The 19,222-nt window shown below is 66.5% G+C and carries 18 protein-coding genes; 2 read left to right on the top strand and 16 right to left on the bottom strand.

Features of this window, described 5'->3' with window-relative positions; genetic code table 11:
- Positions 1-73 precede the first annotated feature (73 nt).
- Positions 74-877: a polyphosphate--glucose phosphotransferase gene (gene ppgK, locus QF036_RS09685; protein WP_307101303.1), complete on the top strand. Its 804-nt coding sequence runs from the start codon at positions 74-76 to the stop codon at positions 875-877.
- A 133-nt stretch (positions 878-1,010) separates the two neighbouring features.
- On the opposite strand, the gene nrdR is transcribed toward ppgK, so the two are convergent.
- From nrdR to QF036_RS09670, 3 genes are all read right to left on the bottom strand, one after another.
- Entirely contained in the window at positions 1,011-1,547 is a 537-nt protein-coding gene (gene nrdR, locus QF036_RS09680; protein ID WP_307101302.1) for a transcriptional regulator NrdR, read from the bottom strand.
- A 121-nt stretch (positions 1,548-1,668) separates the two neighbouring features.
- Positions 1,669-3,045, bottom strand: coding sequence for a histidinol dehydrogenase (gene hisD, locus QF036_RS09675; protein ID WP_307105876.1), 1,377 nt, complete (start codon positions 3,043-3,045; stop codon positions 1,669-1,671).
- 88 nt (positions 3,046-3,133) lie between these two features.
- Positions 3,134-3,706: a hypothetical protein gene (locus QF036_RS09670; RefSeq protein WP_307101300.1), complete on the bottom strand. Its 573-nt coding sequence runs from the start codon at positions 3,704-3,706 to the stop codon at positions 3,134-3,136.
- 181 nt (positions 3,707-3,887) lie between these two features.
- Here QF036_RS09670 and QF036_RS09665 point away from each other — a divergent pair, with 181 nt between their 5' ends.
- Positions 3,888-4,346, top strand: coding sequence for a flavin reductase family protein (locus QF036_RS09665; protein ID WP_175304981.1), 459 nt, complete (start codon positions 3,888-3,890; stop codon positions 4,344-4,346).
- A gap of 46 nt (positions 4,347-4,392) precedes the next feature.
- Here the strand turns inward: QF036_RS09665 and dnaE are convergent, their stop codons facing one another.
- The 13 genes from dnaE to ftsW all read right to left on the bottom strand — a co-directional run bounded on the left by dnaE (position 4,393) and on the right by ftsW (position 19,221).
- Entirely contained in the window at positions 4,393-7,950 is a 3,558-nt protein-coding gene (dnaE, locus tag QF036_RS09660; RefSeq protein WP_307101298.1) for a DNA polymerase III subunit alpha, read from the bottom strand.
- Positions 7,951-8,002: 52 nt separating this feature from the next.
- Positions 8,003-8,929, bottom strand: a complete 927-nt coding sequence (locus tag QF036_RS09655; protein WP_307101296.1) for an RluA family pseudouridine synthase — start codon at positions 8,927-8,929, stop codon at positions 8,003-8,005.
- Entirely contained in the window at positions 8,922-9,494 is a 573-nt protein-coding gene (gene lspA / locus QF036_RS09650) for a signal peptidase II (protein ID WP_307101294.1), read from the bottom strand. The genes QF036_RS09655 and lspA overlap by 8 nt, the downstream gene beginning before the upstream one ends.
- Before the next feature lie 82 nt (positions 9,495-9,576).
- The gene (locus tag QF036_RS09645; protein ID WP_307101292.1) at positions 9,577-10,272 is read right to left on the bottom strand and encodes a DivIVA domain-containing protein; all 696 of its coding nucleotides are present in this window, start codon (positions 10,270-10,272) and stop codon (positions 9,577-9,579) included.
- Positions 10,273-10,440: 168 nt separating this feature from the next.
- Entirely contained in the window at positions 10,441-10,728 is a 288-nt protein-coding gene (locus tag QF036_RS09640; protein ID WP_003801741.1) for a YggT family protein, read from the bottom strand.
- 133 nt (positions 10,729-10,861) lie between these two features.
- Positions 10,862-11,392, bottom strand: coding sequence for a cell division protein SepF (locus QF036_RS09635; RefSeq protein WP_307101290.1), 531 nt, complete (start codon positions 11,390-11,392; stop codon positions 10,862-10,864).
- A gap of 90 nt (positions 11,393-11,482) precedes the next feature.
- Positions 11,483-12,220, bottom strand: coding sequence for a YggS family pyridoxal phosphate-dependent enzyme (locus QF036_RS09630; RefSeq protein ID WP_307101288.1), 738 nt, complete (start codon positions 12,218-12,220; stop codon positions 11,483-11,485).
- Positions 12,213-12,914 carry a peptidoglycan editing factor PgeF gene (gene pgeF, locus QF036_RS09625; RefSeq protein WP_307101285.1) on the bottom strand — a complete coding sequence of 234 codons (702 nt, stop codon included), beginning with the start codon at positions 12,912-12,914 and terminating at the stop codon, positions 12,213-12,215. The genes QF036_RS09630 and pgeF overlap by 8 nt, the downstream gene beginning before the upstream one ends.
- A 66-nt stretch (positions 12,915-12,980) precedes the next feature.
- The gene (ftsZ, locus tag QF036_RS09620) at positions 12,981-14,213 is read right to left on the bottom strand and encodes a cell division protein FtsZ (protein ID WP_307101284.1); all 1,233 of its coding nucleotides are present in this window, start codon (positions 14,211-14,213) and stop codon (positions 12,981-12,983) included.
- A 189-nt stretch (positions 14,214-14,402) separates the two neighbouring features.
- Positions 14,403-15,461 carry a cell division protein FtsQ/DivIB gene (locus QF036_RS09615; RefSeq protein WP_307101282.1) on the bottom strand — a complete coding sequence of 353 codons (1,059 nt, stop codon included), beginning with the start codon at positions 15,459-15,461 and terminating at the stop codon, positions 14,403-14,405.
- Complete coding sequence (gene murC, locus QF036_RS09610; RefSeq protein ID WP_307101280.1) at positions 15,454-16,833, bottom strand: UDP-N-acetylmuramate--L-alanine ligase; 1,380 nt, start codon at positions 16,831-16,833, stop codon at positions 15,454-15,456. Before murC ends, QF036_RS09615 begins: the two co-directional genes overlap by 8 nt.
- On the bottom strand, positions 16,830-17,930 hold the full coding sequence (murG, locus tag QF036_RS09605) for an undecaprenyldiphospho-muramoylpentapeptide beta-N-acetylglucosaminyltransferase (protein ID WP_307101278.1): 1,101 nt from the start codon (positions 17,928-17,930) through the stop codon (positions 16,830-16,832). Before murG ends, murC begins: the two co-directional genes overlap by 4 nt.
- A gap of 10 nt (positions 17,931-17,940) precedes the next feature.
- On the bottom strand, positions 17,941-19,221 hold the full coding sequence (gene ftsW, locus QF036_RS09600; protein WP_003801750.1) for a putative lipid II flippase FtsW: 1,281 nt from the start codon (positions 19,219-19,221) through the stop codon (positions 17,941-17,943).
- Position 19,222: the final 1 nt, after the last annotated feature.

Raw genomic sequence — 19,222 nt, 5'->3', positions numbered from 1 at the left:
CAACCGCCCGCGTCATTCCGGCAAGTCACCCTTGCCCAGCCCGAGCCCCTACCCTGCCACGAACGGAATCCCATTGGCCAAGAAGGACGAAAAGACCCGCAAGAACGCCCCGCTGATCGGCATCGACATCGGCGGAACCGGAATCAAGGGCGGCATCGTCGACCTGAAGAAGGGCAAGCTGATCGGCGACCGCTTCCGCCTGGCAACCCCGCAGCCGGCCACACCGGAAGCGGTGATCGAGGTGGTGGCCAAGGTCGTGGAGGAACTCTCGGCACGTCCCGACGCCCCCGAGGCTGACAGCCCCATCGGCGTGACGTTCCCCGGCATCATCCAGCACGGCGTGGTCCACTCGGCCGCCAACGTGGACAAGAGCTGGCTCAACACCGACATTGATGCACTGCTCACGGCCCGCCTGGGCCGCCCCGTGGAGGTCATCAACGACGCCGACGCAGCCGGCCTGGCCGAAGCCCGGTACGGTGCGGGCGCCGGAATCGGCGGCACCGTCCTGGTCATCACCCTCGGCACCGGCATCGGGTCCGCATTCATCTTCAACGGCCACCTGGTGCCCAACGCCGAACTCGGCCACCTGGAGATCGACGGCTTCGACGCCGAAAGCAAGGCCTCTGCAGTGGCCCGCGAACGGGACGGCCTCAGCTGGGAGGAGTACAGCGTCCTGCTGCAGCGTTACTTCTCCCACGTCGAGTTCCTTTTCTCCCCCGAGCTCTTCATCGTCGGCGGCGGCATCTCCAAGCGCGCCGACGAGTACCTGCCGCACCTGAAGCTGCGCACCCCAATTGTTCCCGCTGAGCTGAAGAACGAGGCCGGCATCGTGGGCGCTGCCCTGGAGATCGCCGTCAAGCACGAACTGGCCAAGTGAACCCGAGCGGGCCGCGGTCACCGCGGCCCGCAGAAACGCCGAAGGCGGCAGACACAAAGTCTGCCGCCTTCGGTATTTTGCACTGGAGCCGGTGGCGGCTGCGGCTTCCCCTCCGCTGCCGCCACCGGAGACTTTAGAGCGTGCTCTTCGCGGTGTTCTTAGAGCCCTTACCGTCAGAGCCCTTACCGTCGGTTCCGGGGGCCGCCGCCTCTTTGGCGTCGACGTCGGACTCGTGCCGGAGCAGCGCAATGGCGGATTCGAAATCCTCGAGTGATTCAAAGGCCTGGTAGACGCTGGCGAACCGGAGGTAGGCCACCTTGTCCAGCTTCTGCAGCGGCCCCAGGATGATCAGGCCAACCTCGTGGGCGTCGATTTCCGCCGCACCGGAAGCCCGGATGTTCTCCTCGACTTCCTGCGCCAGCATCGCGAGGTCGTCCTCACTGACGGGCCGGCCCTGGCATGCCTTGCGGACGCCGTTGATGACCTTGCTGCGGCTGAAGGGCTCGCCCACGCCGGAGCGCTTGATCACGGACAGGCTGGTGGTTTCCACGGTGGTGAAGCGGCGGCCGCACTCGGGGCACTGCCGGCGGCGGCGGATGGCGGAGCCGTCGTCGGCCATCCGGCTGTCCACCACGCGTGAATCAGGGTTGCGGCAAAACGGACAGTACACGTTTTTCCCTACCCTTCCGTACTTTGGCCGAAGCTTCCTTCGGCTCCAGTTTACGGCTACATGTAGCCGAATAACAACCCTGTAATTACTACATGTAGTGCGTGGCTACTACATGTAGTGGTCAGCGGCCGCCTTGGAACCGGACCGTGACCGCGTCGCCGTGCGCCGGGAGGTCCTCCGCACCGGACAGGCTGACGATGTGGCCGCTGACCTGCCCCAGCGCCGCCTCTGAGTAGTTGATCACCTGGATGGCGCGCAGGAACGTGGTCACGTTCAGCCCGGACGAAAAGGCCGCCGTTCCGCTCGTGGGAAGCACGTGGTTGGAACCGGCGCAGTAGTCGCCGAGGCTTACGGGGCTGTAGTCGCCGACGAAAATGGCGCCGGCGTTCCGGATCCGCGCTGCCACAGCAGGGGCGTCCGCGGTCATGATCTCCAGGTGTTCGGCGGCGTAGGCATCACACGCCGCGATGCCCTGGTCGAGGTCGTCAACGAGCACGACGCCGGACTGCGGGCCGGACAGTGCCTCGCGGACACGCTGGCTGTGCTTGGTGGATGCAGCCTGCAGTTCCAGTTCCTCACGGACGTCCGCGGCGAGCTGGACGGAATCCGTGATCAGGACAGAGGCGGCCTTCGGATCGTGTTCGGCCTGGCTGATCAGGTCGGCGGCAACGAACGCCGGGCGGGCCGTGGAGTCCGCGAGGATGGCAATCTCCGTGGTGCCCGCCTCGGAGTCGATCCCCACGACGCCCTTGACGAGACGCTTGGCCGTGGCCACGAAGATATTGCCCGGCCCCGTCACCACGTCGACGGGTTCCAGTGCGGGAGTCCCCGCTTGACCCGGCACGCCGTAGGCGAAGGCGGCGATGGCCTGGGCTCCGCCGATGGCATACACCTCGTCAATTCCCAGCAGCGCCGCGGCGGCCAGGATGGTGGGGTGCGGGAGGCCGCCAAAGTCCTTCTGCGGCGGCGAGGCGAGTGCGATCGACTCCACCCCGGCGGCCAGCGCCGGAACCACGTTCATGATCACCGAGGACGGGTAGACCGCCAGGCCGCCCGGGACGTACAGGCCCACGCGTGCCACGGGTACCCACTTCTGGCTCACCACTGCGCCGTCGCCCAGGGAGATGTCGACGTCGGCCGGGCGCTGCCCGTCGGCGAACCGGCGCGCACGGCTGATGGACTCTTCAAGCGCCGAACGAACGGCAGGGTCCAGGCCGTCCAGCGCTGACCGGAGTGCCTCTGCCGGAACGCGCGGATGCGCCTGTTCAACCCCGTCGAACGTCAGGGCGAAGTCTGACAGGGCGGCGAAGCCGCGCTGGCGGACGGCCGTGATGATGTCGCCCACCTTCTGCTCGGCGTCGGCAACTGTCTGCTGCTGTGCCCGGGGCACCGCCCCGCGGAGTTCGGCCAGGCTGAGACTGCGGCCCCGCAGGTCAACGGTGCGGAAGTCGACGGCGGGGGTGCTCGGGCGTACCTGGGAATTCGAGGGCGCCTGGATATTCGTGGGCTCAGCGCTGTCCGGAGAAGTGGTCACCCGTACATTTTACGCGCCGCGGCCGCACACCCCGACGTCTGTTACCGCCACCCTACTGCCACGCGCGGCCGTCGCCGCTGTTACCTTCCGGCTCGTGGTCCACGGAGGCACGCAGGAGGCTGATGATGCGCAGGACGAAGAAGCCGGCGGCAACAGCCGCCGGCCACAGGACAAGGACGGTCAGGGACCGCAGCGAGAAGGCCACGCTCGCGTTCGCCGACGTGTCCTGCGGGCCTCCCAGCCAGAGGCCCGCCAGCACGCCGGTCTGCCATGCCAGGGCCGCCGCCGCTGCGCTTGCCGCGACGGAGAGCAGCAGCATCCGCCGGGTCCCGCCGTCCCGGCGGCCGGACAACAGCACAGCCACCAGGCAGCCCGCAAAGACAAACAGTCCTGCCAGCACCAGGTCCCGGGGCAACCAGCCCTCGGTGTTTGTCCCGGAGGAGAGCGCGGAGTTTCCCGAAATGAGGTTTTGCCCGCCCGGGGCCAGGAGCCACCAGAGGAGCCCGGCCGGGATGCCGGCAGCGATGATTCCAGCCGCCCACGCCCAGCCCTTGCCGGGCCGCCGCCGGGCGCCCTGGGCCCCGTCAGAGGGGCGGACCGGAGGGAGGGGTGCAGGCTGGGTCATGAAGAAACGTTAACAAATGTTGGCGGGCATTCCGCACCACGTGCCTGCGGGCCAAGTGAATGTCCTATCCGCCCGGAAGCCCCATAGTCTTGTACTTAGAGACTCAATCGGCACGGATGCAGTAGGGAGATCGATTCCAGTGACCTCAGATGATGACGCCTTCGAGGGCACGTTCAAAGAGATGTTCCGCCGGCACGCAGCGGGCGTGGCCATCATCACCGTGAACTATGACGGGGTTCCCTACGGCTTCACGGCAACCTCCGTTGCCTCCCTTTCCGCCAAACCGCCGCGATTCACTTTCAACATGGCGCGCAGTTCCAGCTCGTGGCCGGCGGTGGCCAACACCGCGTATATCGGCGTGCACATGCTGGGGCTCGAGAACCAGGAGCTGGCCGACCGGTTCGCCCGCACCAAGGAACGCTTCTCCGGCGACCACTGGGCTCATGGACCCTATGACGTGCCGGTACTCAAGGACGTTTCCGGCTGGCTGATCGGCAAGATCCAGATGCGCCTGTCCTTCGAGAACAACGCCGTAGTGGTGGTCGAAGTGGTGGAAGGGCAGGTTGGCGAGGACGGCTCACCGCTGCTCTATCACTCCGGAACCTACGGGCAGCCCGTTCCGCTGGACTACGAAATCTGAACGGCTGCGGGAACCGAACGGCTGCGGGACCTGGACGCAGGAAAGTCTAGGCGTCCAGGCAGGCCGGGCCCAGCAGCACCTTCAGGTCCCCGAACAGTGACGGGTTCGGATTCACGCGCAGGTGCACGGGAAGCGCCATGACCTCGATCCGGCTGTCGCCCTGCAGGTTCACCCGGACCTCGGAGTTGCCGCGGTGGTTGCGCAGCACGTCCCCCAGTTCTGTGACCACGGCCTCGGTGGCCTTGTGCGTGGGCATGGTGATCACCAGCGGTCCATTGGTGCCCTGGCTCAGGTCCGGGACGGAGAGCTCCATGCAGTTCAGGGTCACGGCACCGTCGTCACGCCGCTGCAGCCGGCCCTTCACCACTACGATCAGGTCCTCGGCGAGAACCGAGGCAATCGGCCCGTAGACCTGGCCGAAGAACATGACCTCCATGGAACCGCCGAGGTCCTCGATCTCCGCCCGGGCATAGGCGTTGCCGCTGGCCTTGGCGATCCGGCGGCTCAGTGAGGTGATCATGCCCGCGATCGTGACGATGGCGCCGTCCTGTGGCCCGTCCTCCGCGATGATCGAGGTGATGGACTGGTCGGCGTGCTGGCTCAGGACGCCTTCCAGGCCCTGCAGCGGGTGGTCTGAGACGTACAGGCCCAGCATGTCCCGCTCGAATGCGAGCTTGTCCTTCTTTTCCCATTCCGGCAGGTCGGGGATCTCGATGCTGAGCGACGACTCGGACTCGGCCTCGTCGAAGCCGGCAAAGAGATCGAACTGGCCGATGGCCTCGTTGCGCTTGAGGGTAATGACCGAGTCGATGGCTTCTTCGTGGATCATCGCCAGAGCGCGGCGGTGGTGGCCCAGCGAGTCAAAGGCTCCGGCCTTGATCAGCGATTCGATGGTGCGCTTGTTGCACACCACTGCCGGGACCTTCATGAGGTAGTCCTTGAAGGAACTGTAGGCGCCTTCTTTTTCGCGCGCGGCCACCATGGCCTCGACCACGTTGACGCCGACGTTGCGGATGGCGCCCATGCCGAAGCGGATGTCCTCCCCCACTGGGGTGAAGTTCAGGGCGGACTCGTTGACGTCCGGCGGCAGCACCGTGATGCCCATGCGCCGGCATTCGTTGAGGTAGATCGCGGACTTGTCCTTGTCGTCGCCGACCGAGGTCAGCAGCGCGGCCATGTACTCCGGCGCGTAGTGCGCCTTCAGGTACGCCGTCCAGTACGAGATCACGCCGTACGCGGCCGAGTGGGCCTTGTTGAAGGCGTAGTCGGAGAAGGGCAGCAGGATGTCCCACAGGGTCTTGACGGCCTCCATGGAGTAGCCGTTGTCCTGCATGCCCTGGGAGAAGCCGGCAAACTGCTTGTCCAGCTCGGACTTCTTCTTCTTACCCATGGCGCGGCGCAGGATGTCTGCCTGGCCGAGGGAATAGCCGGCGAGCTTCTGCGCCACGGCCATAACCTGCTCCTGGTACACGATGAGGCCGAACGTGCCGCCGAGGATCTCCTTGAGGGGTTCCTCGAGTTCCGGGTGGATGGGGATGACTTCCTGGATCCCGTTCTTGCGCAGCGCGTAGTCGGTGTGTGCGTTGGCGCCCATGGGTCCCGGGCGGTACAGCGCGAGCACGGCGGAGATGTCTTCGAAGTTGTCAGGCTTCATGAGTTTGAGCAGGGACCGCATGGGGCCGCCATCGAGCTGGAAAACGCCCAGCGTGTCACCGCGGGCCAGCAACTCGTAGGACGCCGCGTCGTCCAACTCCAGGGTTTCGAGGTCCAGATCGACGCCGCGGTTCATCTTGATGTTTTCCAGTGCATCGGAAATGATCGTCAGGTTTCGCAGCCCAAGGAAGTCCATCTTGATCAGGCCGAGGCCTTCGGACGTCGGATAGTCGAACTGGGTGATGACCTGGCCGTCCTGGAAGCGGCGCATGATCGGAATGACGTCGATGATGGGGTCCGAGGACATGATCACGCCGGCCGCGTGCACGCCCCATTGCCGCTTCAGGCCCTCAATGCCCAGTGCGGTCTCGAAAACCTTGGCAGCCTCGGGGTCCGTGCTGATCAGCTGCCGGAAATCCCCCGCCTCGCTGTAGCGCTTGGCGTCCTTGTTCTGAATGTCGGCAAGCGGAATATCCTTCGCCATCACGGCCGGCGGCAGTGCCTTGGTCAGCTGTTCACCCATGCTGAAGGGGTAGCCGAGCACGCGGGAGGAGTCCTTCAGCGCCTGCTTGGTCTTGATGGTGCCGTACGTGACGATCATGGCTACGCGCTCGTCGCCGTATTTCCGGGTCACATAGTCGATGACCTCGGGACGGCGCCGGTCATCGAAGTCGACGTCGAAGTCAGGCATGGAGACGCGGTCAGGGTTCAGGAACCGCTCGAAGATCAAGCCGTGGTGCAGTGGGTCAAGGTCGGTGATGCGCATGGCGTAGGCCACCATGGAGCCTGCACCGGAGCCACGTCCGGGACCCACCCGGATGCCGTTGTTCTTGGCCCAGTTGATGAAGTCCGCCACCACGAGGAAATAGCCCGGGAAGCCCATCGAGGTGATGACTTCGAGCTCGTAGTCGGCCTGCTTGCGGACCTTGTCCGGGATGCCCTGGGGGTAGCGGTAATGGAGGCCCTTGTCGACCTCCTTGACCAGCCAGGACGTTTCGTCCTCGCCCTCGGGGCAGGGGAACCGGGGCATGTAGTTGGCACCGGTGTTGAAGGACACCTCGCACCGCTCGGCGATCAGGAGAGTGTTGTCGCACGCCTCGGGGTGGTCGCGGAACAGCTCGCGCATTTCCCGCGGCGACTTCAGGTAGTATCCGCTGCCGGAGAACGCGAACCGGGAGCCGCCGTTGTCGTACGTGGGTTCGAGCAGCGTGGAGCCGGACTGGATGGCCAGCAGTGCCTCGTGCGCCTTGGCATCATGCTCGTGGGTGTAGTGGAGGTCGTTGGTGGCAACGAGCGGGAGGTTCAGCTCCTTGGCCAGCCGCAGGAGGTCACCGGTGACCCGGCGTTCAATGTCCAGCCCGTGGTCCATGAGTTCGCAGAAGTAGTTCTCCGCACCGAAGATGTCCCGGAACTCCGCAGCGGCTTCCAGGGCTTCGCGGTACTGGCCTAGCCGCAGCCGGGTCTGGACCTCGCCCGAGGGGCAGCCGGTGGTGGCGATGAGCCCTTCGGAGTAGGTGTTCAGCAGCTCCCGGTCCAGCCGGGGCCACTTGCCGAAGACCGAATCCAGGGAGGCGATCGAGGAGGCGCGGAACAGGTTCCGCATGCCCACATTGTTGTAGCTCAGCAGGGTCATGTGGGTGTAGGAGCCGCCGCCGGAGACGTCGTCCTTTCGCTGGCTCTCGTCACCCCAGCGGACGCGGGACTTGTCGCCGCGCGCAGTCCCGGGAGTCACATACGCTTCCACGCCGATGATGGGCTTGATGCCCTTGTCGGTGGCCTTCCGCCAGAAGTCAAAGGCACCGAAGAGGTAGCCGTGGTCGGTGGTCGCCAGGGCGGGCATCCCCAGCCGCTCCGTTTCATCGAACAGCTCCCCGAGCCTCGCGGCGCCGTCCAGCATCGAGTACTCGGTGTGGGTGTGGAGATGTACGAACGAGTCATTGCTGGAAGTCACCGGACCATTCTAGTGCCGACCCCCTGACAATTAATGCCGGCGTGCCGCAGGCTCAGGCCTTGCCGGTGCCCAGGACTTCCAATGCGTAGGCGAGGTCCTCGGGGTACTCGCTGGTCACGGTGACGCGTTCCCCGGTGCGCGGGTGGTCAAAGCCCAGTTCACGGGCGTGCAGCCACTGGCGGGTGAGCCCTAGGGTGGCAGCGAGCCGCGGGTCGGCCCCGTAGGTGAGGTCTCCGGCACAGGGATGCCGGAGCGCGGCGAAATGGACCCTGATCTGGTGGGTCCGGCCGGTCTCCAGGTGCACCTCCACCAGGGTGGCCTTGCCGAACGCCTCGAGGACCTCGTAGTGCGTCACCGATGGCCGGCCGTCCTCGATGACGGCGAAGCGCCAGTCGTGGCCGGGATGCCGGCCGATCGGGGCGTCGATGGTGCCCTCCAGGGGGTCCGGCAGGCCCTGGACCACCGCGTGGTAGACCTTGTCCACGGTGCGTTCCTTGAACGCCCGCTTGAGGGCGGTGTAGGCAGGTTCTGTCTTGGCCACCACCATCACCCCGGAGGTCCCGACGTCGAGGCGGTGGACGATGCCGGCGCGCTCGGCGGAGCCGGAGGTGGAGATGCGGTAGCCGGCCCCGGCGAGTCCGCCGACGACGGTGGGTCCAACCCAGCCCGGGGACGGGTGCGCCGCGACCCCCACCGGCTTGTCGACCACCACAAAGTCGTCGTCATCCAGCAGGATCTTCAGGCCTTCCACAACTTCCTCCACGACTTCAAGGGGATCCCGGCGCTCGGGGACCGTCACGTGCAGCACGGCGCCGGACGCGAGTTTGGCGGACTTGCCCACCGGTTTGCCGCCGCTGACGACGTTGCCTTCGGCTATCAGCGTTGCGGCGAACGATCGGGACATGCCCATCAGTTTGGCCAGGCCGGCGTCCACGCGGGTCCCGTCCAGCTCCTCGGGCACCACCACCCGCTCAGACATCGCCGGTCCCGTTCCGCTTTTCGACGCTGTGGTGCGATCCGTCGAGGGCAATCCCCCGCAGGGTCAGCAGGCAGATGATGGCCACGGATGACACGACGGCGGAGTCGGCGATGTTGAAGATCGCAAAGTTGGGCAGCTGGATGAAGTCCACAACGTGCCCCATTCCGAAGGACGGGTCACGGAACAGCCGGTCGGTCAGGTTCCCCAGGGCGCCGCCAAACAGCAGCCCCAGCGCCAGCGCCCACCACGCGGAACCGAGCTTGCGCAGCTGGAACAGGATGGCGGCGGCGACCACCACCATGATGATCGTGAACACCCAGGTCACGTTCTCCCCGATGGAGAACGCCGCGCCGGAGTTCCGGATGTAGTACCAGTGCAGCAGCGGGGGCAGCACGGGAATCCGTTCGCCCTCCACCATGGTGCTGGTGACCCACAGTTTGGTGAGCTGGTCAAAGACGTAAGCGAAAACTGCCAGTCCGGCGAACACGGACAACAGGACGGCGCGCCGTGGCCGCGGTGATGATGAAGCTGGGTGCGCTGCGTCAGCGGCAAGGTCGTCAGTCATGGTGCTTTCATTCGGGGAACCGTCGTTAATGGCAAAAGCCGGTGGCCGAGGAATCCTCAGCCACCGGCCTTCAGAATACGTGCTAAACGGCGGCGCTGCTGCTTTCGCCAACCTCAGGGGCGGCAACGGAACCACGGGCGTCCAGGTCGCGCAGCTGGCCCTCGATGTAGGCCTTCAGGCGTGAGCGGTAGTCGCGTTCGAAGCCGCGCAGCTGCTCCACCTTGCGCTCGAGGACAGAACGCTGCTGCTCAAGGGCGCCCAGGATCTTGCGGGACTTCTCCTGCGCGTCGTTGACCAGGCTGCTGGCTTCGATCTGTGCTTCTGCGATGATCTTGTCGCGCTGCTGCTGGCCCTCGGCCACGTGGCGGTCGTGCATCTGCTGTGCCATGGCCAGCAGGCCGGCAGCGGACTCGGAGACGTTGCTGCTGGTGACGGCGGGTGCCGGGGCTGCAACCGGTGCGGCCTGCTCGGCTTCCTTCTTCTTGGCAGCTTCGGCGGCCTTGGCCTCAGCTTCGGCCTTCGCACGCGCTTCATCCTTCTCGGACTTGGACGGTGCGGGAACCTTCTCAACGACAGGGGCGACGGCGGAGGTGGCAGCCGGCGATCCGGAGCCGCCTTCGGCCAGCTTCTTGCGAAGTTCTTCGTTCTCCTGGTTCAGGCGCCGCAGTTCAACGACGATCTCGTCCAGGAAGTCGTCAACTTCATCCTGGTCATAGCCTTCGCGGAACTTGGTCGGCTGAAAGCGCTTGTTGACAACGTCTTCTGGCGTCAAAGCCATCTGGTCACCTCGTTGGTCTAGTTCGTCAGGAGGCCTTCCGGCCGTCAAAACTACGGTACCTAAATATGGTCTGGTTCCTCTAATTCAACACTGTGGCGTCAAACAAAAGGTTTTCTGCGCCCGGGGATCCGTGGGGATCGGCCCCGGCACGGGCAAGCTGATATGAAGTTATGCAAATGACTTGGTGATCGCCATGGCAATGCTCAGGCCGATGAACAGCACCAGAAACCCGAGGTCCAGCGAGACGCCGCCCAGCCGCAGCGGCGGGATGAGGCGCCGCAGAACCTTAAGCGGCGGATCGGTTACCGAGTAGACCGCGTGAGCCGCCACCAATGCTACCCCTCGGGGACGCCACTCCCGGGCGAACATCTGAACCCAGTCATAGACGAGGCGGACAATCAAAGCGACAAAAATGAACAGCAGAACGATGTAGACGAGCCCGAATAGTATTCCCATGAGCTAACCCATTGTCTCCATGTTCGTCGCGGACACTTCCATGTCCTGGGATCGTGCCAGATTGTGCTGCTCCCCTATTTCAGCACGGATGCCAGGCAGGTGCGTCCCTGCCTGGCATCCGAAGAGCCGTTTTTTAGCTTTGGTTGAAGAAGCTGGCGGTGGCCTCGCTGGCTTTCTTGTCGTCTCCGATGACTTCGACATACGACGGCGACAGCAGGAAAACCTTGTTCGTCACGCGCTCGATGCTTCCGCGCAGACCGAAGACGAGGCCGGCGGAAAAGTCGACAAGCCGCTTTGCGTCCGCCTCCCCCATGTCCGTCACGTTCATGATGACGGGGATACCGTCACGGAAGCTTTCGCCGATGAGCTTGGCGTCGTTGTAGGAGCGAGGGTGGATCGTGGTGATCTGCCGCAGTCCGGTGGTCTCTTCGCGGCTCGACGCCGCACGCTTGATGGGTGTCACGGGTGCGCGGTATTCCTCTTCGGCAACTGGTGGCGCTTCACGGGTGACCTCTCGGAGCGGCGCCGGCGCGCGGCGCTCTTCACGGTCATGCTCCATTGAGTTGTCCTCATCCTTTTGCTGGGTGGAAAGCTCAGACTCGTAGTGTTCATCGCCGTCGGCGAGCCCAAGATAGATCATTGTCTTGCGCAGAGCGCCAGCCATGGTCGACTCCTAATCGTGTCCGGAAGCGGGTCGCCCAAAGATCAAGACAGCATCGGAAATCCCCGCCATTCACTTCCAATACGACAGACGCTACCGCACAGCCGGGCGCGAACCGAGAATATCTGAGCCAATTCGGAGGTGTGTCGCACCGAATCGGACAGCCGCTTCCAGGTCCAGGCTCATACCGGCGGAAATCCCCGTGGCGTCGGGGAAATCGCGTTGCAGGCCGGTTGAAATGCCCAGCAGTTTTTCAAAGGCCCGATCAGGATCCGCCCCGAGCGGCGCCACCGCCATCACACCCGCCAGGCGAAGGCCGTCCGCGGCTTCGAGTTGCTCCGCGAGCTGCGGCACCTCCTCGGGCGCTGCCCCGCCACGATGTGCACCGGCGTCATCTTCCAGGCTCACCTGGATGAAGCAGTCCAGGTCGGCACGGCCGGTCACCTCCTGCTGGCCGGCCATGGCCCGTTCCAGGGCCGCCACGAGCTGGGAGCGGTCCACCGAGTGCACGGCGGAGGCGTACCGGACCACGGTCTTGGACTTCTTGCTCTGGAGCTGGCCCACGAAGTGCCATGTGAGGTCCAGGCCCTCGAGTTGCTCCGCTTTTGCGGAAGCCTCCTGGTCCCGGTTCTCGCCGAAATCCTTGACGCCAAGCGCTGCCAGCCGGCGGACGTCCTCGGCCGGATGGAACTTGCTGACCACTATCAGGCGCGGCGGGTTTTCTTCGCGGCCGGCCGCCGCGGCGGCGCGGTCGATGCGCTGTCGGACGGCGTTGAGGCGCTCCCGCAGCTGTACCGTCCGGGCGTCCCCGGATGCCGGACTGTCAGTCATGGGTCCACACCAGTCCGGCGAATCTGCCGGACCGGGAGTCGCGGCGGTAGGAAAACAAGGATTCGTTTTCACGCGTGCAGGGCCCCCGGTATTCGATGGGAACGCCGAGGGCGGCGAGCTGGCTGGCGGCACCGGCGGGCAGGTCGAGCGCCGGCGTTCCCCATGTTGTGGTTGACCATGCGGACGGCAGGAGGGCGGCGACTTCGTTGCGGAGTTCTGCGGGCACCTCGTAGCAGTTCCCGCAGACCGAAGGGCCCAGCCAGGCGCGGATGTCCTCGGCGCCGGAGGCGCGCATCTGTTCCACCGCAGCTGGGATGACCCCGGAGAACAGGCCGGGGCGCCCGGCATGAACGGCAGCCAGCACCGGACCGGAAGCCCCGGCGCCCACCAGGACCAGCGGGATGCAGTCCGCCACCATCACCGCCAGTGGCCCGCCGAGGGACACCAGCGCATCCGCTGTCGGCGCCTGCGGAGCACCTGCTCCAGATTCAACGACAAGGGACACTTCGTTGCCGTGAACCTGGTTCATGTACTGGAACCTGCGGGGCGCGACGCCGGCGGCGTGCTCCAACTGCGCCCTGCGGTGAAGCACCGCGGCGGCGTCGTCGCCCACGTGCAGGGCGAGGTTGCCGGCATTCGTGTCGGTGAACGCCACGGACACGCCAGGCTGCACTTCAGCTCGCCACAAAAACAATCGGAACTCCGGCTATCAGGTGAGGAAACGGGACAGCGGCCGGGCGGATATCCGCCCGGCAACCTCCTACTTCAGGAAATCGGGAACGTCCAGGTCGTCAGACCGGCTGCCGGTGAGGTCGGGCTCAACTACAGACGGAAGGTCGACGTCGAACCCCGAGTCAGCGGGGACAGCTGACGGGCGCTGCTGCCCCCAGCTGCTGAGGCCCGCGGCACCCACGCCGGCGTGCACGGGCTGGACGTGGACCTGCTGGCTGCCCGCGGACGGCTGGCTCTGCGGGGCAGCCGCCGGCACGGCGGGACGCTGCGGGGCAGCCTGCGGCTGCGACTGGTCCATGGACGGCGAGGTGGCCTTGACGTCGTCGAAGCCTGCCGCGATGACGGTGACGCGGGCTTCGTCGCCCAGGGCGTCGTCGATGACCGCGCCGAAGATGATGTTGGCCTCCGGGTGGGCAACTTCCTGCACCAGGCGCGCAGCCTCGTTGATCTCGAACAGGCCGAGGTCGGAGCCGCCCTGGATGGACAGCAGGACACCGTGGGCGCCGTCGATGCTGGCTTCCAGCAGCGGGGACGCGATGGCAAGCTCGGCTGCCTTGACCGCGCGGTCCTCGCCGCGGGCAGAGCCGATGCCCATCAGGGCCGAGCCCGCGCCCTGCATGACGGATTTCACGTCGGCGAAGTCAAGGTTGATCAGGCCCGGCGTGGTGATGAGGTCCGTAATGCCCTGGACACCGGACAGCAGGACCTGATCAGCGGAGCGGAAAGCGTCCAGGACGGAGACGTTGCGGTCGCTGATAGACAGCAGGCGGTCGTTGGGGATCACGATCAGCGTGTCCACCTCGTCGCGGAGGGCGTCGATGCCCGCCTCGGCGGAACCTGCGCGGCGCCGGCCTTCGAAGGTGAACGGACGAGTGACCACACCGATAGTCAGGGCGCCAAGGGAGCGCGCAATGCGGGCAACAACCGGTGCGCCGCCGGTTCCGGTGCCACCGCCCTCACCTGCGGTCACGAAGACCATGTCGGCACCGCGGAGGACTTCCTCGATCTCGTCGGCGTGGTCCTCGGCAGCCTGCTTGCCGACCTCCGGGTTGGCCCCGGCACCCAGCCCGCGGGTCAGTTCCCGTCCGACGTCGAGCTTAACGTCGGCATCACTCATCAGCAGAGCCTGGGCATCGGTGTTGATAGCGATGAATTCGACACCGCGGAGACCCACCTCGATCATGCGGTTGACTGCGTTCACGCCACCGCCGCCGATGCCGACGACCTTGATGACGGCCAAGTAATTCTGCGGAGCTGCCACGTTACGTGTCCCTTGTTAGTGTCCTATTGCGAAAACTGATGGAGTCGAGCTTGAAGCCCTGAACCTTAACGTTCCAGTTGAAGGTTATAGTTATGTCAAGTAACTCACGTCTGTGACGCTATTTCCTCTGCTGGCTACATTCAATAACCGCCACCGCGTGTCGTCCTAATCCCCGAGAAATACAGCGGCTCACCGCGTCACCGGATGCCGCGGCACGCTCACGTCGTAGGTGTTGACCGGGTTCGCGGGATCGGCCGGCACCTTGAGCAGCGCCTCCAGTACCCGGGCCTTGAGCTCCTTCTCCCCCGCATTGCCCCAGATGACGGTCTGGCCGTCCAGCAGCTTCAGTTCCACCGCGTCCACGGATTTGGCGGAGGCGTTGGAGAGCTTGGCCAGCACATTGGCTGGCAGTGCGCCGAGGACCTCGGCCGTGGCCTGGAACAGGTCCTTGCCGACCGTGCCGGCACCGCCGTCAATCACCGGCAGCTTCACGGAGGTGGGGTCCGCCGTGGTGCTGAGCCGCACGCCGTCGACGTCCACAAGCATGTACTCGTTGCCGCGCTTCACGAGGGCAACGGGCACGCGTTCCTGGACCTGCACCACGAGCACGGACGGCGGGTGGGCCTGGGTGGTGACGGATTTGATCTGGACAAGCGGCTTGAGCAGTGAGGTGACCTCGTCGTCGCTGACCTGCGGCAGCGGCGTGCCCAGAAGCGGCTTGAGGGCCGCCTGGACCTGGGCAGGTTTGAGGAGCTTCGTGCCGCTGACGCTCACGCTGTGCACCGCCAGCACCGGGGAATAGACGGCAGCGACGATGAGACCCGCCACGAGGGCAGCCGTGACACACGCCGCCACGATGAGGTTGCGCCTGATGCGCCGGCCCCGCGGTTCGGGAAACGCCAGCACATTGTCCGGCCCTGGCTTATCCGGACGTGTGGTCTCCGGCTTCTGCATTCCGGGCTTCCAGGCTTTCCCCTTCGGCGTGCTGGCCTTCGGCGTGCTGGCCTTTGGCGTGCTGCCTTTCGGCATGCTGGCCTGCGTCTTCTCCTGCGCGTTAACTTCCGGGACGCCCTTGGAGGCGGTGATCACGGCCGGCTTGCCGCCGTCGGGCCGAGCGGCGCCCGCGCCCCTGGCAGCACCTGTGTCCCGGCCAGCGCCAGCGTCCCGGCCGGCGCCAGCATCCCCGGCAGCACCATCCCGGCTGGCGGGCTTGGCCGGCCTGTAAGTCGGGCGCCGGGTGCTAGCCACCGAGGGTCTCCACGATGAGCGGCCCGTAAGCGGTGACGTCCCCGGCGCCGGCAGTGAGGATGATGTCCCCCGGCTGCGCGGCTGCGGCCAGGGCGGCGACGGCCTCATCCCCGGCTCCGACCAGGCTGCCGCCGGAACCGAGGTGCTCGGTGATGAGCGCGCTGGTGACGCCCGGGATGGGATCCTCGCGGGCCGGGTAGATGTCGAGCACGAGGGCAGTGTCCGCGGCCTTGAGCGCGTCGGCGAACTCGGAGGCAAACTCCCGGGTCCGGGAGAACAGGTGTGGCTGGAAGAGGACGTGAACCTTGTGGCCGCCGGCCACGGACCGGGCCGCCGCCAGGGCGGCCCGCACCTCCGTGGGGTGGTGCGCGTAGTCGTCGTAGACCCGCACGCCCCGGCCCTCCCCCTTGTACTCGAACCGCCGGGACGCGCCGGAGAAGCCCGCCAGGGCGGAGGCGGCGGCCTGGGCGTCCACGCCGAGCTCGAGTGCCACCGCCATGGCGGCGGCAGCGTTCAGCGCATTGTGCCGTCCGGGGACCTGCAGTGCCAGCGGGAACCGGCCGCCCGCCGTCGTGATGGCCACCCTGCCCGGGCCGCCGTCGTCGAGCCGCAGGTCTGCAGCCTCGGAGGTGCCGTACAGAACAACACGGGTATTGCCCCGCTCGCGGGTTCGCAGCGCCAGCGCGTGTGCGCCGGCGTCGTCCGCACAGGCCACCAGCACGCCGTCGGCGGGCAGCAGTTCCGTGAACCGGTCGAAGGATTCGTACACAGCTTCGGCGGTGCCGTAGTGATCGAGGTGGTCCGGCTCCACGTTGGTGACGACGGCGATCTGCGGCCGGTAGTTCAGGAACGAACCGTCGGACTCATCCGCCTCCGCGACAAACACCTTGGAGCTGCCGTTCGCCGCGTTGACGCCGAGCGCCGGAACATTGGCCCCGATCGCGAACGACGGGTCCAGGCCGGCGCCCTGCAGCAGCACGGTGATCATGGAGGTGGTGGTGGACTTCCCGTGGGTGCCGGCCACGGTCACCACGAGGTCGTCGGCCATGGTGGCGGCCAGGGCTTCGGAGCGGTGCAGCACGGGCAGGCCGGCGGCCCGCGCGGCCTCGAGTTCGGGATTGTCGGCGCGGATGGCCGATCCTGCCACGACGGTCTGGGCGTCGCCGAGGTTGGCTGCGTCATAACCCACGCAGATCCGGGCGCCGGCCGCGCCGAGCTCCGTCATGACCGGCAGGTCCTTCGCATCCGAACCGCTGACGGGAACCCCGCGCGCCACCATGATCCTGGCGACGGCAGACATGCCGACGCCCCCGATCCCGATGAAGTGCACGCGGCCGAGTGCTTCCTGGCTGGGTGCTGCGTTGGTGATCATTTGGATACCGCTTCCAGTACGAGGTCGGCCATGAGCTGGTCGGCATTTCGGATGCCAAGGTTTTCCGCGTTAGCCGCCATCGCATCGAGGCGGGAACGGTCAGCCAGCAGCGGGATGAGGTTGGCGCGGACCCATTCGGGGGTGAAGTCCCGGTCCGCCACCAGGAGGGCGCCACCCGCATCCACAAGTCCGCGGGCGTTCAGCGCCTGCTCGCCGTTGCCGATCGGCAGCGGCACGAAGACCGCGGGAACGCCGACGGCGGCGACCTCGCTCACCGTGGCCGCGCCGGCCCGGGCGAGCAGCAGGTCAGCCGCGGCGTAGACGGTCTCCATGCCGTCCACGTACTCAAGCTGCCGGTAGCCGTCGGCGCTCAGCGCGTTGCCGTCCTGGTCCGCCACGGACTTGCCGCGGCCGGTGATGTGGATGGTCTGGACGCCGGCCCGGGACAGCGCTTCGAGGGAGGCCGCAACTGTGCGGTTGATGCTTTGCGCCCCGGACGAGCCTCCGGTGACGATGAGCACCGGCTTCCCGGGCTGCAGGTCCAGGCTGCGCAGGGCGCCGTTCCGCGCCGTTGCCCTGACCATGGCCGAAACTTCGCGGCGCATGGGCATGCCCACGTGGCGGGCGTGGGGCAGCGGGGTGCCGGCGAAGGCCACGGCCACGTGCCGGCTCAGCCGTGCCCCGACCCGGTTGGCCAGGCCCGGGCGGGTGTTGGCCTCGTGGATGACGATGGGGATCTTCCGCCGCCAGGCTGCGAGGTACATAGGCGTGCAGACGTAGCCGCCCACGCCCACGAGGACGTCCGCACCGGCGTCGTCGAGGATGCGTCCTGCCTGCCGCACGGCGCCGGCGAGCCGTCCCGGAAGGCGGAGCAGGTCTGCGGAGGGCTTCCGCGGGAACGGGACGCGGTCGATGGTGGCCAGTTCCAGCCCGGCGGCCGGGACCAGCCTGGTTTCCATGCCGGCGGCCGTTCCGACGGCGAGCAGCCGGGCGTCGGGGCGGGCATCGCGGATGGCGGCGGCGATGGCCAGCAACGGGTTGATATGGCCTGCTGTTCCACCGCCGGCGAGGACCACGGACAATGACTCGGTTTTCATCAGGTGCTGGTTACGCTTTCGTACGGGATTTCTTGCGCCCGGGCAACCGCCACGGGCCGAGGAGTTTGCGGGGCCGGATGTTGGGCGCCATCTGTTCGCGGGCCAGTGACAACACTACGCCGATCGCGCAGAGCGACATCAGCAGTGCCGAGCCGCCGTAGGAGATGAACGGCAGGGGAACGCCGATCACCGGCATCAGGCCGGTGACCACGGCCATGTTGACCGTTCCCTGGCCCAGCAGCCACACCATGATGGTTCCGGCCAGGACCCGGTGGAACAGGTCCTCCTGTGCCACCACCACGCGGTAGATGGCGGCACCCAGGATGGCGAAAAGGACAAGTACGACGACGGTCCCCACCAGCCCGAGTTCCTCACCGATGATGGCGAAAATGAAGTCGTTGTGGGCTTCGGGGATCCAGCTGTATTTCTGCCGGCTCTGCCCGAGCCCCACGCCGAACCAGCCGCCCGATGCCAGTCCGTAGAGGCCGTTCGTGGACTGGTAGTTGGCGTCGATGCCGTCGCCGCAGCTCTGGCCGGTCCACCACGAGGTGATGCGGCAGACGCGGTTGGAGCTGGTCATGGCCATGAACGCTATGACGGCACCGAGGCCCACGGCCGCGAACCCGAACAGGTACAGGCGCACGCCGGCGAAGAACAGGGCGGCGGCCGTGATGAGCATGATGATCATGCCGGTGCCGAGGTCGTTTCCGATCAGCACCAGTCCGATGATCCCGCCGGCGATGGGAACCACGGGGACCACAGCGTGTCCCCACTGGTGCAGCAGGGAGGCCTTCTTGGCCAGCACGGTGGCCATCCACAGTGCCAGGGCAAGCTTGGCCGCCTCGGACGGCTGCAGGGTGAAGAACCCGCCGATGTCGATCCAGTTCTTGTTGCCGTTGACGCTGGTGCCGATGACCAGCACGAGCCCCAGCAGGGCATAGGCGATGATGATGCCCGGCCACGCGAGGCGCTTCAGCCATACGACGTTGATCCGCGACAGCATGAACATGCAGAAGGTGCCGATTCCGGCGAACAGCCCCTGCTTGAGGGCCGCCGTGTAAGGCGACTCGCCCGCCGCGATGGCCTCCACGCTGGACGCGGAGAGCACCATCATGATGCCGATGGCGGTCAGGGCCAGCGTGGTGCCCAGGATGAGGTAGTAGGTGGAGCCGTTGCGCGACTTGCCGTTTCCCTCGAGGGCTGACCAGAAGCGCCGGTACCACCGGAGCAGCCGGCCGCTCTCCCCCGCCCGCTGCCGGGTGGCCGCGGGACGTGTGGGTGTGCTGACCATT

The sequence above is a fragment of the Arthrobacter globiformis genome (genome assembly GCF_030817195.1).
In the GTDB taxonomy this organism is placed as follows: domain Bacteria; phylum Actinomycetota; class Actinomycetes; order Actinomycetales; family Micrococcaceae; genus Arthrobacter; species Arthrobacter globiformis_D.
Note: the sequence above shows the minus strand (reverse complement) of the source record. Positions and strands in the feature narration are given on the sequence as shown.

What these genes read in the sequence shown, in the direction of transcription:
- QF036_RS09670 (WP_307101300.1), bottom strand. Translation starts at nt 3,706, where the DNA reads ATGACCCAGCCTGCACCCCTCCCTCCGGTCCGCCCCTCTGACGGGGCC.
- QF036_RS09665 (WP_175304981.1), top strand. Translation starts at nt 3,888, where the DNA reads ATGTTCCGCCGGCACGCAGCGGGCGTGGCCATCATCACCGTGAACTAT.
- QF036_RS09655 (WP_307101296.1), bottom strand. Translation starts at nt 8,929, where the DNA reads ATGTCTGAGCGGGTGGTGGTGCCCGAGGAGCTGGACGGGACCCGCGTG.
- lspA (WP_307101294.1), bottom strand. Translation starts at nt 9,494, where the DNA reads ATGACTGACGACCTTGCCGCTGACGCAGCGCACCCAGCTTCATCATCA.
- QF036_RS09645 (WP_307101292.1), bottom strand. Translation starts at nt 10,272, where the DNA reads ATGGCTTTGACGCCAGAAGACGTTGTCAACAAGCGCTTTCAGCCGACC.
- QF036_RS09640 (WP_003801741.1), bottom strand. Translation starts at nt 10,728, where the DNA reads ATGGGAATACTATTCGGGCTCGTCTACATCGTTCTGCTGTTCATTTTT.
- QF036_RS09635 (WP_307101290.1), bottom strand. Translation starts at nt 11,392, where the DNA reads ATGGCTGGCGCTCTGCGCAAGACAATGATCTATCTTGGGCTCGCCGAC.
- QF036_RS09630 (WP_307101288.1), bottom strand. Translation starts at nt 12,220, where the DNA reads ATGACTGACAGTCCGGCATCCGGGGACGCCCGGACGGTACAGCTGCGG.
- murC (WP_307101280.1), bottom strand. Translation starts at nt 16,833, where the DNA reads ATGATCACCAACGCAGCACCCAGCCAGGAAGCACTCGGCCGCGTGCAC.
- murG (WP_307101278.1), bottom strand. Translation starts at nt 17,930, where the DNA reads ATGAAAACCGAGTCATTGTCCGTGGTCCTCGCCGGCGGTGGAACAGCA.
- ftsW (WP_003801750.1), bottom strand. Translation starts at nt 19,221, where the DNA reads ATGGTCAGCACACCCACACGTCCCGCGGCCACCCGGCAGCGGGCGGGG.